Source organism: Paraburkholderia sp. ZP32-5, from assembly GCF_021390495.1.
Classification (GTDB): Bacteria; Pseudomonadota; Gammaproteobacteria; order Burkholderiales; family Burkholderiaceae; genus Paraburkholderia.
Genome location: NZ_JAJEJP010000002.1, coordinates 1,884,181 through 1,897,734, shown reverse-complemented (window position 1 = coordinate 1,897,734; position 13,554 = coordinate 1,884,181). Strand labels below are relative to the sequence as shown.

14 protein-coding genes are annotated in these 13,554 nt (G+C 63.2%); 8 read left to right on the top strand and 6 right to left on the bottom strand.

Annotated elements, in window-relative coordinates:
* Window positions 1–9: 9 nt before the first annotated feature.
* From L0U82_RS27140 to L0U82_RS27125, 4 genes are all read left to right on the top strand, one after another.
* Window positions 10–1,233 (top strand): efflux RND transporter periplasmic adaptor subunit, encoded by a 1,224-nt coding sequence (locus tag L0U82_RS27140; protein ID WP_233835957.1) that lies wholly within the window; start codon window positions 10–12, stop codon window positions 1,231–1,233.
* Between the two features lie 98 nt (window positions 1,234–1,331).
* Window positions 1,332–2,834: an efflux transporter outer membrane subunit gene (locus L0U82_RS27135; RefSeq protein ID WP_233837517.1), complete on the top strand. Its 1,503-nt coding sequence runs from the start codon at window positions 1,332–1,334 to the stop codon at window positions 2,832–2,834.
* 190 nt (window positions 2,835–3,024) lie between these two features.
* Window positions 3,025–3,711, top strand: coding sequence for a heavy metal response regulator transcription factor (locus tag L0U82_RS27130; RefSeq protein WP_233835956.1), 687 nt, complete (start codon window positions 3,025–3,027; stop codon window positions 3,709–3,711).
* Window positions 3,708–5,171: a heavy metal sensor histidine kinase gene (locus L0U82_RS27125; RefSeq protein WP_233835955.1), complete on the top strand. Its 1,464-nt coding sequence runs from the start codon at window positions 3,708–3,710 to the stop codon at window positions 5,169–5,171. The genes L0U82_RS27130 and L0U82_RS27125 overlap by 4 nt, the downstream gene beginning before the upstream one ends.
* Here the strand turns inward: L0U82_RS27125 and dinB are convergent.
* Window positions 5,138–6,304: a DNA polymerase IV gene (dinB, locus tag L0U82_RS27120; protein WP_233835954.1), complete on the bottom strand. Its 1,167-nt coding sequence runs from the start codon at window positions 6,302–6,304 to the stop codon at window positions 5,138–5,140. The genes L0U82_RS27125 and dinB overlap by 34 nt on opposite strands.
* A gap of 314 nt (window positions 6,305–6,618) precedes the next feature.
* Here dinB and L0U82_RS27115 point away from each other — a divergent pair, with 314 nt between their 5' ends.
* Window positions 6,619–8,217, top strand: a complete 1,599-nt coding sequence (locus tag L0U82_RS27115) for an EAL domain-containing protein (protein WP_233835952.1) — start codon at window positions 6,619–6,621, stop codon at window positions 8,215–8,217.
* 40 nt (window positions 8,218–8,257) lie between these two features.
* Here L0U82_RS27115 and L0U82_RS27110 read toward each other — a convergent pair whose 3' ends face one another.
* The 3 genes from L0U82_RS27110 to L0U82_RS27100 form a co-directional block, all read right to left on the bottom strand.
* A complete protein-coding gene (locus L0U82_RS27110) occupies window positions 8,258–8,836 on the bottom strand; it encodes a YceI family protein (RefSeq protein WP_233835950.1) in 579 nt (192 codons plus the stop codon).
* Window positions 8,837–8,895: 59 nt separating this feature from the next.
* A complete protein-coding gene (locus L0U82_RS27105) occupies window positions 8,896–9,471 on the bottom strand; it encodes a YceI family protein (protein ID WP_233835948.1) in 576 nt (191 codons plus the stop codon).
* A gap of 135 nt (window positions 9,472–9,606) precedes the next feature.
* On the bottom strand, window positions 9,607–10,158 hold the full coding sequence (locus L0U82_RS27100; protein WP_233835946.1) for a cytochrome b: 552 nt from the start codon (window positions 10,156–10,158) through the stop codon (window positions 9,607–9,609).
* Window positions 10,159–10,383: 225 nt separating this feature from the next.
* Here L0U82_RS27100 and L0U82_RS27095 point away from each other — a divergent pair, with 225 nt between their 5' ends.
* Complete coding sequence (locus L0U82_RS27095; RefSeq protein ID WP_233835944.1) at window positions 10,384–11,634, top strand: arsenic transporter; 1,251 nt, start codon at window positions 10,384–10,386, stop codon at window positions 11,632–11,634.
* A 145-nt stretch (window positions 11,635–11,779) separates the two neighbouring features.
* Here the strand turns inward: L0U82_RS27095 and L0U82_RS27090 are convergent, their stop codons facing one another.
* Together L0U82_RS27090 and L0U82_RS27085 are read right to left on the bottom strand one after the other, a co-directional pair.
* Complete coding sequence (locus L0U82_RS27090) at window positions 11,780–12,058, bottom strand: hypothetical protein (protein WP_233835943.1); 279 nt, start codon at window positions 12,056–12,058, stop codon at window positions 11,780–11,782.
* Between the two features lie 354 nt (window positions 12,059–12,412).
* Window positions 12,413–12,763 carry a hypothetical protein gene (locus tag L0U82_RS27085; protein WP_233835942.1) on the bottom strand — a complete coding sequence of 117 codons (351 nt, stop codon included), beginning with the start codon at window positions 12,761–12,763 and terminating at the stop codon, window positions 12,413–12,415.
* A gap of 55 nt (window positions 12,764–12,818) precedes the next feature.
* Between L0U82_RS27085 and L0U82_RS27080 the strand changes: the two genes are divergently transcribed.
* Entirely contained in the window at window positions 12,819–13,052 is a 234-nt protein-coding gene (locus L0U82_RS27080) for a hypothetical protein (protein WP_233835941.1), read from the top strand.
* A 124-nt stretch (window positions 13,053–13,176) separates the two neighbouring features.
* A complete protein-coding gene (locus L0U82_RS27075) occupies window positions 13,177–13,467 on the top strand; it encodes an EF-hand domain-containing protein (protein WP_233835940.1) in 291 nt (96 codons plus the stop codon).
* Window positions 13,468–13,554: the final 87 nt, after the last annotated feature.

Genomic DNA, 13,554 nt, shown 5'->3' with positions numbered 1-13,554 from the left:
TTGACTGAGATGACAGAAAAGACTCATGCATCGCTAGCGATCCCCGCGCGGGAAACCGAGGAAGGGGAACACCTGCTGCCGCCGCGCCATCGCGAATGGAAGCGTGCGAAGATCGCGGCCCTGATCGTGCTGGTGCTGCTCGCGATCGGCGCGCTGCGCACGGTGATCGCCAACGTGCTGCAAAGCCGCGAAGTCGAGGCGACGACGCAGCAGAACGCCATTCAATACGTGAACACCGTGATGCCGAAGCAGACCGATAGCGGTGGCAACACGCTGCTGCCGGGCACGCTGCGCGGCTATGTGGAATCGCCGATCTACGCGCGCTCGACCGGTTATCTGTTGCACTGGTATGCCGACATCGGCACGCACGTGAAGCAGGGTCAACTGCTGGCCGAACTCGACACGCCGGAAATCGACCAGGAATTGGCGCAGGCATTGGCGCAGCGTCAGCAGATCAATTCGAGCCTCGGCCTCGCGAAAAGCTCGCTCGAACGCTGGCAGCAATTAAAGCAGCGCGATGCGGTGTCGCAACAGGAACTCGACGAACGGCAAAGCACTTACACGCAGGGCGTCGCGAATCTCGCCGCGGCGGATGCGAACGTCAAGCGCTTGCAGCAGCTCGAATCGTTCAAGCGGATCGTCGCGCCGTTCACCGGCGTGGTCACGCAGCGCAATGTCGATGTCGGTGACCTGATCGACGCCGGCAGCGGCACGAGCCGGGCGCTGTTCGCGCTCGCGCAGTCGGACCCGTTGCGTGTCTATGTGCAGTTGCCGCAGGCATATGCGCAGAACGTCGCGGTCGGGCAGAAGGTCGTGGTCACGCAGGCCGAGCTGCCGGGTCAGCAATTCGACGGCAAGATCACGCATATGTCCGGCGCGATCGACGTGCCCACGCGTTCGCTGCAGATCGAAGTGACGCTGCCGAATCCCGACGACAAGCTGCGCCCCGGCGCCTACGTGCAGGTCGCGGTGCCCGCGACCGCGCATGCGCGCCTGACGATACCGGGCAATGCGCTGCTGTTCCGCGCCGAAGGTCCGCGCGTCGCGGTCGTCGATGCGAACGGTAACGTGAGCCTGCATAAGGTCGTGATTGCGCAGGACCTCGGCCAGACGCTAGAAATCGAAAGCGGCCTCGAGCCGACCGATCACATCATCATCAACCCGAGCGATTCGATCGCCGATGGCGATCATGTGCAGGTTGAGCCGCAGAAAAACAGCAAGGGGGCGTCGTGAAGTTCGCGACTCCAGACAGAGCTGCTACAACGCGAGCTGTTACCGCACGAGCTGCCGCCGCGCTCGCCGCCCTCACGTCGGGCACCGCATTCACGACGCTGACGGCACTCGCCGGTGCGGCGCTGCTCGCTGCTTGCACGGTTGGCCCGGATTATCAGCGGCCGCAGGCCGAGGTGCCGCCCGACTGGCATACCGATTCGTTCTGGCGCGTCGCCGCGCCGTCGCATGCGCCGATCGCGCCGGACTGGTGGACGGGTTTTGCCGATCCGACGCTCGCCGATCTGGAAAAGCAAGCCCTCGCGCAGAACCAGACTTTGGTTGCCGCGAGCGCGCATTACGAGCAGTCGAAGGCGACGCTCGCGAACCTCAGCGCGCAGCGGGTGCCCGAAGTCGATCTGGGCGCAACGGGTTCGCGCTTCAAGATTTCGAGCGACCGGCCGGTGACGAACTACGCGACGCCGACGCAATCGACGGTGCAGAACAACATTCAGCTCGGCCCGACGCTCACGTACGACACCGATCTGTTCGGCCGCATTCGCCGCGAGGTGGAAGGCGCGAAGGCATCGGCCGAGCAGTCCGCCGACGATCTGGCGAACGCGCGTCTCGTGCTGACGACCGACGTCGCGACCGACTATTTCTCGCTGCGTGAACTCGACAACGAGATCGACGTGCTGAACCAGTCGGTCAAGCTGCAGCAGAAAGCACTCGACTACGTGAACTCCGAGCATGACCTCGGCGCGGTGTCGGGGCTCGACGTGCTGCAGCAGAAATCGCAGCTCGACGCGACGCGTGTGCAGGCGCAACTGCTGCTGAACCAGCGCGCGCAGTTCGAACACGCGATCGCCGCTTTGGTCGGCGTGCCGGCGCCGCAGTTCGCGATCGCGCCGAAGGTGCTCGACATCAAGGCGCCGGCGATTCCGCTCGGCGTGCCGAGCGACGTGCTGCAACGCCGGCCCGATATCGCTTCGGCGGAGCGTGCGATGGCGGCGGCCAATGCGCAGATCGGCGTGGCCAAGGCCGCGTTCTTCCCGAGCCTGACACTGACGCCCGGCATCGGTTGGGAAAGCACCGAGTTCGCCAGCCTGCTGAGCGCGCCGACGCTGATGTGGACGCTTGGCGCGACGGTCAGCCAGGTGCTGTTCGACGGCGGCCGCCGCGCGGCTAACGTCAAGTTTGCCAGCGAGGGCTACAAGGCGAACGAGGCGACTTATCGGCAGACCGTGCTGGCCGCGTTCCAGCAGGTGCAGGACGGCATCACGGGGTTGTCGGTGCTGGACGGCGCGGCGAAGCAGTCGCATGAAGCAGTCGAGGATGCGCGGCGCCTGTTGTCGCTCGCGAACGACCGCTATTCGGGCGGGCTCGTCGCGTATCTGAACGTGATCGATGCGCAGCAATCGCTGCTGACGAGCGAGCGTCAGGACGTGCAGATTCACGGCCAGCAACTGACGCTGTCGGTTGCGCTGGTGAAGGCGCTGGGCGGCGGCTGGGATAGTGCCGACAATGGCGGCGCGGCAAAGGCGGCGGACATGGCGAACGCCACGAAGGTTGCCGATGTACCGAACAGCACGCAACAGAAGGACACGCCGGCTCCTGCACGCTGAAGCGCTTCAGCCGGCCGTGTCGCCGATGCGTTGGCTTCGGCGTCGGAAATTCGGGGCGCTTCGTATAATGCAGATACATGCAGCGACTGCATGGGACCGGAATAAAGCGCTTCAGCGCCAACTCCGAGACAAGCTGCGTATGGGATGAGAGTAAGCGCTAAAGCGCTAACTCTGATCGACAGGGGACGCGATGAAATTACTGATCGTTGAAGACGAGCTCAAGGTCGTGGATTACCTGCGCTCCGGTCTGACGGAGCAGGGGTGGGTCGTCGATGTCGCGCTCGACGGCGAGGAAGGCATGCATCTGGCCACCGAATTCGATTACGACGTGATCGTCCTCGACGTGATGCTGCCCAAGCGCGACGGCTTCAGCGTGCTGAAGGCGCTGCGCATGCGCAAATCGACGCCGGTCATCATGCTGACCGCGCGCGATCACGTGAACGACCGCGTGCGCGGACTGCGCGAAGGCGCGGACGACTATCTGACCAAGCCTTTTTCGTTTCTCGAACTCGTCGAGCGGCTGCATGCGCTCGCGCGCCGCACGCGCTCGCAGGAATCCACGCTGATTTCGGTCGGCGATCTGTTCGTCGATCTGATCGGCCGCCGCGCGACGCGCGACGGCGTGCGGCTCGATCTGACCGCGAAGGAGTTTCAGCTGCTCAGCGTGCTCGCGCGCCGCCAGGGCGATATTCTGTCCAAGACCGCGATTACCGAACTGGTGTGGGACGTCAATTTCGACAGCCACACGAATGTCGTCGAAACCGCGATCAAGCGGCTGCGCGCGAAACTCGACGGCCCGTTTCCGTCGAAACTGCTGCACACGGTGCGCGGCATGGGCTACGTGCTCGAAGTGCGCGAAGAGGCTGAGTCATCATGAACCGCTCGATCGCCCGGCGACTGGCAGTGATGTTCGCGCTCGTCGCGCTGTTCGTGTTCACGCTGGTCGGCACCGGGCTGTTTCTCGTGCTGCGCACGCAGCTTGAGCATCATCTGCGCGAATCGCTCGACGATCGCACGCAGATCGCACGCATCATGGTCTATCACGCGGTCACGCCGGACAAATGGCGCGTGGCCCGCGAAAAGCTCACCGACATGACGCCGAACGACCGCAGCACCGTATTTGCGGTGTCGAGCGCGGACTCGAATTTCCACTTCGGCGAGCCGGTGCGGGGCGAGGTCATGAAGGACTGGGCCGGCGGTTACGCGCGCATTGCGCCGGCGGGCGGCGGCCCCGACATGCTGACTTCCACGATGACGCTGGAGGCCAACGGTGGCCGGCCGGCAGTGCAGTTGCAGGTCGCCGTCAGCTATTCGCCGAATCTGCGCACGATGCGTGTGTTCGCATCGGCGCTTGCCGCGCTGTCCGCGCTCGGCAGTCTCGGCGTGCTGCTGCTCAGCTATTCGGTCACGCGGATCGGCCTCGAACCGCTGACGCGCCTGACCCGCGATGCGTCGGCGGTCAGTCCGAACAATCGCTCGCAGCGGCTGAACACCGCGTCGCTGCCGCTCGAACTGAACGACCTGGCGAACTCGTTCAACGGCGCGCTCGAACGGCTCGACGGCGCGTACGGCCGGCTCGAATCGTTCAACGCGGATGTCGCGCATGAATTGCGCACGCCGGTCACGATCCTGATCGGCCAGACCGAAGTCGCGTTGACCCGCAATCGTTCGGTCGAGGATTTGCGTCAAACGCTGCAATCGAATCTCGAAGAATACGAGCGCATGCGCGCGATCATCAACGACATGCTGTTCCTCGCGCGCGCCGATCAGGGCGAGCGCGCAACGGGGCTCGTCGAGGTATCGCTCGCCGCCGAAGTCGCGCATACGCTGGAGTTTCTGGAGATTCCGCTCGAAGAAGCGCGCGTGCATGCGCATCTGCTCGGCGATGCAATGGCGCGCGTGAACCGGTCGATGTTCGGCCGCGCCTGCACGAACCTGCTGATGAATGCGATCCAGCATTGCGAGCCGGACGCGTCGATCAGCGTAACGATCGCGCGCGATGGCGATCAGTTGCGCGTCGCGGTAGCCAATCCCGGCGCGCCGATCGCGCCGGACGTCCTCGAGCATCTGTTCGACCGCTTCTATCGCGCGGAGGTTTCGCGTACCAACAGCCGCGAAAACCACGGGCTCGGGCTGGCGATCGTGAAGGCGATTGCGGAGATGCATCGCGGTACCGTGTCCGCGCATAGCGCGCACGGCGTCAATACATTCTCGTTTTCAGTGGCGGCTTCAGTGGTGAGCCCGGTGAGCGAGATGCCCGCCGCAGCGGTGCGCGCGAATACGGGTGCGGCCGCCGATGCCGCCTATTCGTCGCTCGCAAAAGGCAAGTCGGCCTGAACCGGCAAGCGCGGCTTCAACGCCTGTTCACTGGCGGGCATCAGCGTGCTGATGCGCACGCCCAGCAGCCGCAGCTTGCGGTTCAACTCCACCCGCCGCAAACATTCGGTCGCCGCCCGGCGGATTTCGATCGCGTCGGCGGTCGCTTCGTCGAGCGTCAGATCGCGCGTGACGGTACGGAAATCGTCGTAACGCAGCTTGATGCCGATCGTACGGCCCACATAACCCTTGCGCACCAGATCCTCGGCCACGCGCACACATAGCCCGGTGAACACCGTCGATAATTCCGGCCGGTCATGACGCGGATGCAGATCGCGCTCGAACGTCGTTTCACGGCTGATCGACCTCGGCTCGGCTTCGACGACGACCGGCCGTTCGTCGTGCCCCTGCGCGACCTGCATCAGCCACGCCGAATAGCTGCGCCCGAAGTTGTCCTGCAACAGGCCGGCGTCGGCGGCGGCCAGATCGCCGACCGTCGCGAGACCGAGCGCGGTCAGCTTTTCAGCCGCCTTCGGGCCGATGCCGTTGACCTTGCGCACCGGTAGCGGCCATACGCGCAGCGGCACGTCGGCCGGCGTGAGGATCGTCAGACCGTTGGGCTTGTCGAGTTCCGAGCCGATCTTCGCGAGCAGCTTGTTCGGCGCGACGCAGATCGAGCACGTGAGGCCGGTCGCATCGTTGACGGCCTGCTTGATGCGGGCGCCGATATCGCGCGCTTCGCCGGGCATATCGGTCAGATCGATATAGATTTCGTCGATACCGCGATCCTCGATGCGATCGGTGAAGGCTCTAACCGCCGCCTTGAAAAGCCGCGAGTAATGACGGTACGACTCGAAATCGGTCGGCAGCAGGACCGCGTCGGGCGCGAGCGCGGCGGCCTTCATCATGCCCATCGCCGAAAACACGCCGAACGCGCGCGCTTCGTAGGTGGACGTGGTGACGACGCCGCGGCCCACGTAGTCGCGCAGTTTCGCAAACCGGCGGCTGCCGTCCGCGAGCACTTCCGGCGTGCTGTTGCGCCCGCCGCCGATCACCACCGCGTGCCCGCGCAGCTCCGGATAGCGCAGCAACTCAACGGATGCGTAAAACGCATCCATATCGAGGTGCGCGATGCGGCGGAGCGGGGCATTCATGGGCGGTAAAAGCGGCTGACGGGGCGATGGCGGCAAACAATGTTCGTGCCGGCGTGCATGGCGCCGGTTTCAACGCGTAATAGTACCTTGCCGTAGCACCTTGCCGCGCGCGCGTTGCCGTCCTCGCACCGGAGCGACGCTTGCCGCGACCTTTTCTGCGACGTTATGCGGCGCGCTATTGAAAAGACAGGGGCGCACACTATCCTTCACACTAATACCCACATGTTGCGCGCTACCGGCGCCAAGCCTCGGCCATTCGAGGCGCGCATTCGAGGCGGACTTTTGCCGCGGTCGTTCATCACGGGGCTTGAGAGATGGTCAAGCGAATATCGCTGATTTCGGCCTATGTCGCGCTAGGCTGCGTCGCAACGGTTCTGCCGGTGCTGCTCAGCATCTATATCGCCAGCAAGGACGTCGCGCGCCGCGAGCAGGAGGATCTGCAGCAATACGCGGAAAAGGCCGTGATGCGCACCGAACTCGTGACCTATCAGGCCTTCGCGGCGATCGCGGATCTGCAGGCCGAACGCGATGCGCCGTGTTCGCCCGAGTACATGGCTCGCGCGGCTCACGTGATTTTCAACTATCGCTACATTCGCGACGCGGGCACGTATGGCGACGGGCGTTACCTCTGTTCGCCGTTGCTTGGCGATGTCCAGGCGCAGGATGTCGCGCTGCCGCCGCCGCGCTGGCGCAGCAATGACGGCTATCTGATCTGGTTTCGCCAGAAAAATCCGCTTAGCGACGTGCGCGAGGATGTACAGGTCGGGCGCAACGGTCAGTATGTGTCGATCGACCCGGCGTCGTACGTCGATATCATCGACCCCGCGCGCCGGCCGGTGGCGATGGTCAACACCTACCTGAACTCGATCGTGGTGGTGTCGCCCGGCGCGGATGAGGACGACATGCTGAACGCGTGGAAGCGCAACGGCAACGTCGATAGCGACGAATGGCACTATGCGCTTGCGCGATCGGCGACACGCGCGCTGGGCGTGATCGTCAAAGGCCCACGGAGCAGCGTGCTGAAAGACTGGCCCGCTTTGCTGACGATGTGGCTGTCGATGGGCGTCGTTGTCGGCGGCGTGTTCGGCTGGCTTGCATTCAAGCTGATTTCACGGCAGGTGTCGTTGCCGGCCGCGTTCGAAGCGGCGATCGCGCGCAAGGAGATCGATGTGCTGTTCCAGCCTATCGTCGATCTTGCGAGCGATGCATGCGTCGGCGTCGAAGCGTTGACCCGCGTGAACCTGAACGGGCGCGATATTTCGCCGGACATCTTCATTGCGGTCGCCGAGCAGAACGGGCTTATTCAGGCACTGACCGACGTCGTGCTGGAAAAATCGCTCGACCAGCTGGCGGAGCTTTTACGCGCGCGGCCGTCGTTCTACGTGTCGATCAACGTCAGCGGCGAGGATCTGCGCACGCCGCGCTTTCTGAACGTGATTACCGCGAGGTTGAGCAAAACCGGCATACGTGCCGCGCAGATCAGGATCGAAGCGACGGAGCGCAGCTTCCTGAACGCCGATTCGACACGGCAGACCATAGCGGCTTTCAGGAGCGCCGGCCATCCCGTGTATATCGACGATTTCGGCACCGGCTATTCAAGCCTTGCTTACCTGCAGACCTTCAGGATCGACGTGCTGAAGATCGACAAATCGTTCGTCGATACGATTGCGCAGGACGCGGCGTCGAGCATCGTTGCGCCGCACATCATCGAGATGGCGCACGAACTGGGAGTGGAGATCGTCGCGGAAGGTATCGAGCGCGACGAGCAGGTGGAGTATCTGCGGAGCAGGGGCGTTCAGTACGGGCAGGGCTGGCTGTTTGCGAAGGCCATGCGCGGTACGGAACTGGCGGTCTGGCTCAGGGAGCGTGAGACCTCGCCGGCATCGGCACCGGTTAGCCCGGCGATTCAATAGTCGCGAGCCGGGGCGTTCCCAGCTCGCAACCGTCTAGCGCTTACTGCTTGATGCCTTCAGCCTGGATATGCAGCGTCGTCTTCATGTTGAAGCCATACGCCTTGCCGAAGTCGACGCCGAAGTCGTCACGATTGAACGTCGCGGTCGATTCGGTGCCGCACACTTCGCGCTTCAGCACCGGGTGCTGCATGCACTTGAACGATTCGATCTTCAGATTGACCGGCTTCGTGATGCCGTGCATCGTCAGCGAGCCGATCACTTCGACCGGCTTGTCGCCGTCGAAGCGGATCTGCGTGCCCTTGTAGGTCGCCGTCGGGTACTTCGCGGTGTCGAAGAACTTGTCGCCGACGAGTTCCTCGTCGAGCTTGTCGTTGCCGATATCGACCGAGGTCAGATCGATCGTCACGTCGACGGTGCCGGTCTTCGCCGCGCGATCGAGCACGACGGTGCCGCTGCTCTTCTTGAACTTGCCGCGCCAGATCGACAGGCCGCCGAAGTGGTCGGCTTCGAAGCTCGGTGCCGTGTGGGTCGGATCGAGCATGTAGGTATCGGCGGCCATCGCGTTGAACGACAGTGCGGCGGCGAGTGCGCCCGCGGCGAGCAGGAAGGATTTTTTCATTTTGACTCCAGATGTCGGAAGGTAACGTGAGGTTTCAGACAGTGCTTCGGCGTGGTGCATTACTTCTTCGAAGCGACCAGATGAAATTTGATGACGACTTCGTCGGCGACGACTGATGTGTCTTTCCACTCGCCGGTACCGACGTCGAACTGCGTGCGTTTAATCGGCAGCGAGCCGTCGAAAGTTTGCGTGGCGCCCTGGCTGGCGATCACGACCGGCACGACGACCGTCTGCGATTTGCCCTTGATCGTCAGCTTGCCGGTCACCTTGTACTGGTTGCCGCCGGCCGGCGCGATCGAACTCGATACGAACGTGGCGGCGGGCCACGCGGCGGTGTCGAACCATTCCTTGCCTTGCGCCTGCTTGTTGTAATCGTCGGCGCCGAGGTCGTAGCTCGCGGTGTCGATCGATACGCTTGCAGTGCCCGCGGCGGGCTTGGCCGGATCGAAATTCAGTTGCGCGGAGAACTTCTTGAACTTGCCGTCGACGGGCACGTTCATCTGTTTCGTCGTTGCGATCACGCTGCTTTTAGCGAGGTCGACATCGGCGTGCGCGAGGTTGGCACCGAACAGTGCAAGGGCGGCAACGGAAGCGAGTGCCGCGCGATGGGCGGATTGATATACGGTTGTTTTCATGGTGGTACGCATCCTATCGGAGCCGCGTGGCCAGATTGCACACTGCGCGGAATTTGATTGCCAACCAGTCGTAGCCAATCGGCCTTCGTGACCGCGTTGATGACTGCGCCGATGACAGTTTTGTTACTGCCGGACTTACAGAAACGGGATCATTCGCGCGAGCAGGCCGTCGCGATCGACGAATTGATGCTTGAGCGCCGCGAGCACATGCATCGCAACGAGCGCGAGCAGCGTGTAATCGAGCAGCACATGAATGGTGCGCAGCGTGTGCTTGAGCGCCTGATCGGGGCCGATGATCGTCGGTAGCGGCACGATGCCGAGATACACGACCTGAATGCCGGCCGCCGAGCTATAGAAGTAGCCGGACAGCGGAATCGCCAGCATCAGCAGGTACAGCAGGCCATGCACCGCGTGCGCGGCGGCTTTCTGCCATGCGGGCGTCGCGGCATCGAGCGCGGGCGCGCGGTGCGTTGCGCGCCACAGCAGGCGCAGCAGCGCGAGCGCGAACACGGTGACGCCGATCCATTTGTGCCACGAGAAGTACTTGAGCTTCGTCGGCGTGAAGCCGGGGATATCGGTCATGATCCAGCCGATATAGAAGCCGCCGATCATCAGTACCGCGATCAGCCAGTGCAGGGCGATCTGCGCGCCGTGGTAGCGCGTGGGAGCGGAAGCATGAATTCGCATCGTGTTGTATCCGTTGCTCGCGAAAGGCCGAGTGAGAATGCGGATAGTAGGGATGCCAATAGAAACTGAATAGGCGGGTGCGGGAGAACGGATTGTTGCCGCCGTGAAGTTAATGAAGTTGAAAGGCTTTCGCGCCGAGCCTGGCGCTGTGGTAATTTGTGGCCCGAACAACGAGGTTGCGCGTGCTCGCGCAGCTCCGGATCAACCCATTATCCAGGCTTATCCGTGCATTCCGTTTTCCTTTCCTGGGGTATTGCCGCCGTCGCGACCGCCGGCGTGATCACGCGGCCGTTCAAATGGCCGGAGGCCGTCTGGGCCGTCGCCGGCGCAGTGCTGCTGGTGGCGCTCGGACTGTTGCCGGTGCAACTTGCGTTCGAGGCCATCGGCAAGGGCACCGACGTCTATCTGTTTCTGATCGGCATGATGCTGCTCTCCGAAGTCGGCCGTCGTGAAGGGCTGTTCGACTGGGTCGCCGTGCTCGCGGTCAATCATGCGCAAGGCTCGCCGCGCAAACTCTTCGTACTTGTGTATCTGGTCGGCGTCGTGATCACCGCGTTTCTGTCCAACGATGCGACCGCAGTCGTGCTGACGCCAGCCGTGTTCGCCGCCGCGAAGAAAGCGAAGATGCCGCCGTTGCCATTGCTGTTCGTGTGCGCGTTGGTCGCCAACGCGGCGAGTTTCGTGCTGCCGATTTCGAATCCGGCCAACATCGTGCTGTACGGCAATCACACACCGCCGCTCGGGCCGTGGATGCTGCGCTTCACGTTGCCTTCGGTGCTATCGATCGCCGCGACTTTCGTGATGCTGCGCTGGACGCAGCGCGATGCGCTCGCCGGCGTCTGCGATGCGAATCTCGAAGCGGTCAAACTGTCGGCGAGCGGCCGCGTCGCGCTCGCGGGCATCGCGGTCACGGCCGGCGCGTTGCTGACGGTGTCCGCGTACGACATCCAGCTCGGCGTGCCGACTGCGATACTCGGCACGCTGACCGCGCTCGTCGTGTTGATCAAGGAGCGCAAATCGCCGCTGCCGATGATTCGCGAAATCTCGTGGAGCGTGCTGCCGCTCGTCGCCGCGCTGTTCGTGCTGGTCGAAATGCTCGATCACACCGGCGTGATCACGACGCTCGCGGCCGAACTGCGGCGCGCGACCGAACACAACGAAATGGCCGCGGCGGGTTGGGCGGGCACGATCATCGCGTTCGGCAGCAATCTGATGAACAACCTGCCGGCCGGCTTGATCGCGAGTTCGACCGTGATGCAGGCACATAGTCCTGAGCGGGTGATCGATGCGCTGTTGATCGGTGTCGATCTTGGACCGAATCTTTCTATCACCGGCTCGCTAGCGACGATTCTTTGGCTCAATGCGATTCGTCGCGAGGGCGAGGATGTGAGCTTTATGAAGTTTCTGAAGGTGGGGGCGCTGGTGATGGTGCCTGCGCTGGTGCTGGCGTTGGGGGCGCGGGTTTTGATCGGGTGATTTCGGTCGTGCTCATACGACTACGCGCGTCCCGAACAGCCGACGTTCACCGCTGTCGGGCATCGCGCATCCGAACCTACGATCGATCGATAAAACCAGTCGGCCGTGCCACTCACACGCTTATCGCGGGCCGCTTTCGTCGTTGTTATCCGCGTTGGCCCGTCGGCTCGTACGTCGAACCACCGCGTGCCGTCGACGCATGCAGCCGCGTGATCCCCGTGACCTGATCGATTCTTGCGGCGGCCGAGCGCAACATCGCTTCGAGCTTGACGACGCGTGCTCGTTGCGAGGGCATCATCGTCGAACGGGTCAACGCGTGCAGCCGGCGATGCCAGTACGACAGTGGAAAGCGGTCGCGCGGAGAGATCAACGCGAAGACCAGCTGGAGGTGGGCGATTTCTTTGTCGATGTCCTGGTGACTCATCTGAAGCTTCCAAAAAATGGGGAATTAGCTTGCGCGAACCGAACCTCAACGTGACAGCAAGCGCCGTTCCCGAACACACAAAACCCCGCCACACAAGGCATTGCAGCTGAAGCAGCTGATTTGCGACCTGGCGGTATGCGCCAGAGACAGTAAAAAGCCGCCAATTCGTGCAAGCCTTACGCGCGGTGCGCCGCAACCGCCGCACTGCGCCTTCTCTCAGTACGGCAACGGACGTTCAATGGGTGCCCGTGCGGCGCTTTTTCCCTCAGATCAGCGGCGCTTGTTGCACCTGTGGCCGAATTCGAAACAGTGCCACCTGGCGGCGCCAATACGCAAAACGCGCAAAACACGTGTTCAACGCGGCACGACCATCACCGGCTGCGCGTAGCTAACGACCGGCGCCGGCACGACCGCATAGTTCGCCGCAGGCGTCGCGACGACGGTCGCGCTGGCAACTGGTTTGGATGGCGCAGTGGAAATCGTCGCCGCCGCGACCGGCACGGCAATCGGAACCGCCACCGGCGGCGGCTCTGTCACATACACCGGATTGACCGGCACCGGGTAATAGGCCGGCACCACTGGCCGTGGCGGCGGCGCGTAGACCACAGTGGCCGGCATATACACGACGACCCTCGCAAAAGCGCTGGACGAACAGGCAAGACCGAGGGCAGTAAAAGTCGAGGCGCAAACGAGACGAATAGTCACTGATGAACTCCTGATGCGTTGAGCCGCGCGTTCGTAGCGAAGACGCGGCGAATCCTTGAATGCGCTCGTAGCGCGTTCGGGGTCGATGGCGCTGGCCGCGCCGCAGACGAAAGATACGCAGCGCCCCCGCAAAACGAAACGCGAAACTCATTTCATTCGATGTCACGACGCGGCATTGCGAACGGCGGCGATGTGTATCCGCATGTTTGAAGCACATGCTGCTGATCGCATCGATCCCGACATAGGCGGCAACATCAACAGCGATACAAAGCGCTCCCCAAAGCCGTGACATAACTCGACATGATTCTTCAATTGCGGTCCGGCGGCGCTTGACCAAGAATTCGCCCTGTCATCGAAACGGATCGCGGCACGAAGCAGGCGACGGCCGATGACCCCAACCGAAGGAGTCAGTCATGAAGAAGTTGCTCGCTACCGTGCTGCTGTGCTGCGCGTCCACCGTCACATTCGCTCAGGCCGCGCCGCAAGGCATGAGTCCGCAGCGGATGGAGCGCATGGAGCAGCAGTTGCAAACGCGCTTCGCCACCGCGAACACCACGCACGACGGCAAGCTGACGCGTGAACAGGCCGCGGCCGGCATGCCGATGCTCGCGCGTCATTTCGATGAAATCGACACGCAGAAAGTCGGTTATGTGACGCTGCCGCAAATCGAAGCATTCATGCAGGAACGCGGGGCAGCGCACTGAGCGGCGCGGATATCGGCGGGATCGTAGGGGGCGTGGCCGCGTGCCGCGATGCATTCTCCGCAAGTTTGCGCACGAGTCTGCACACGA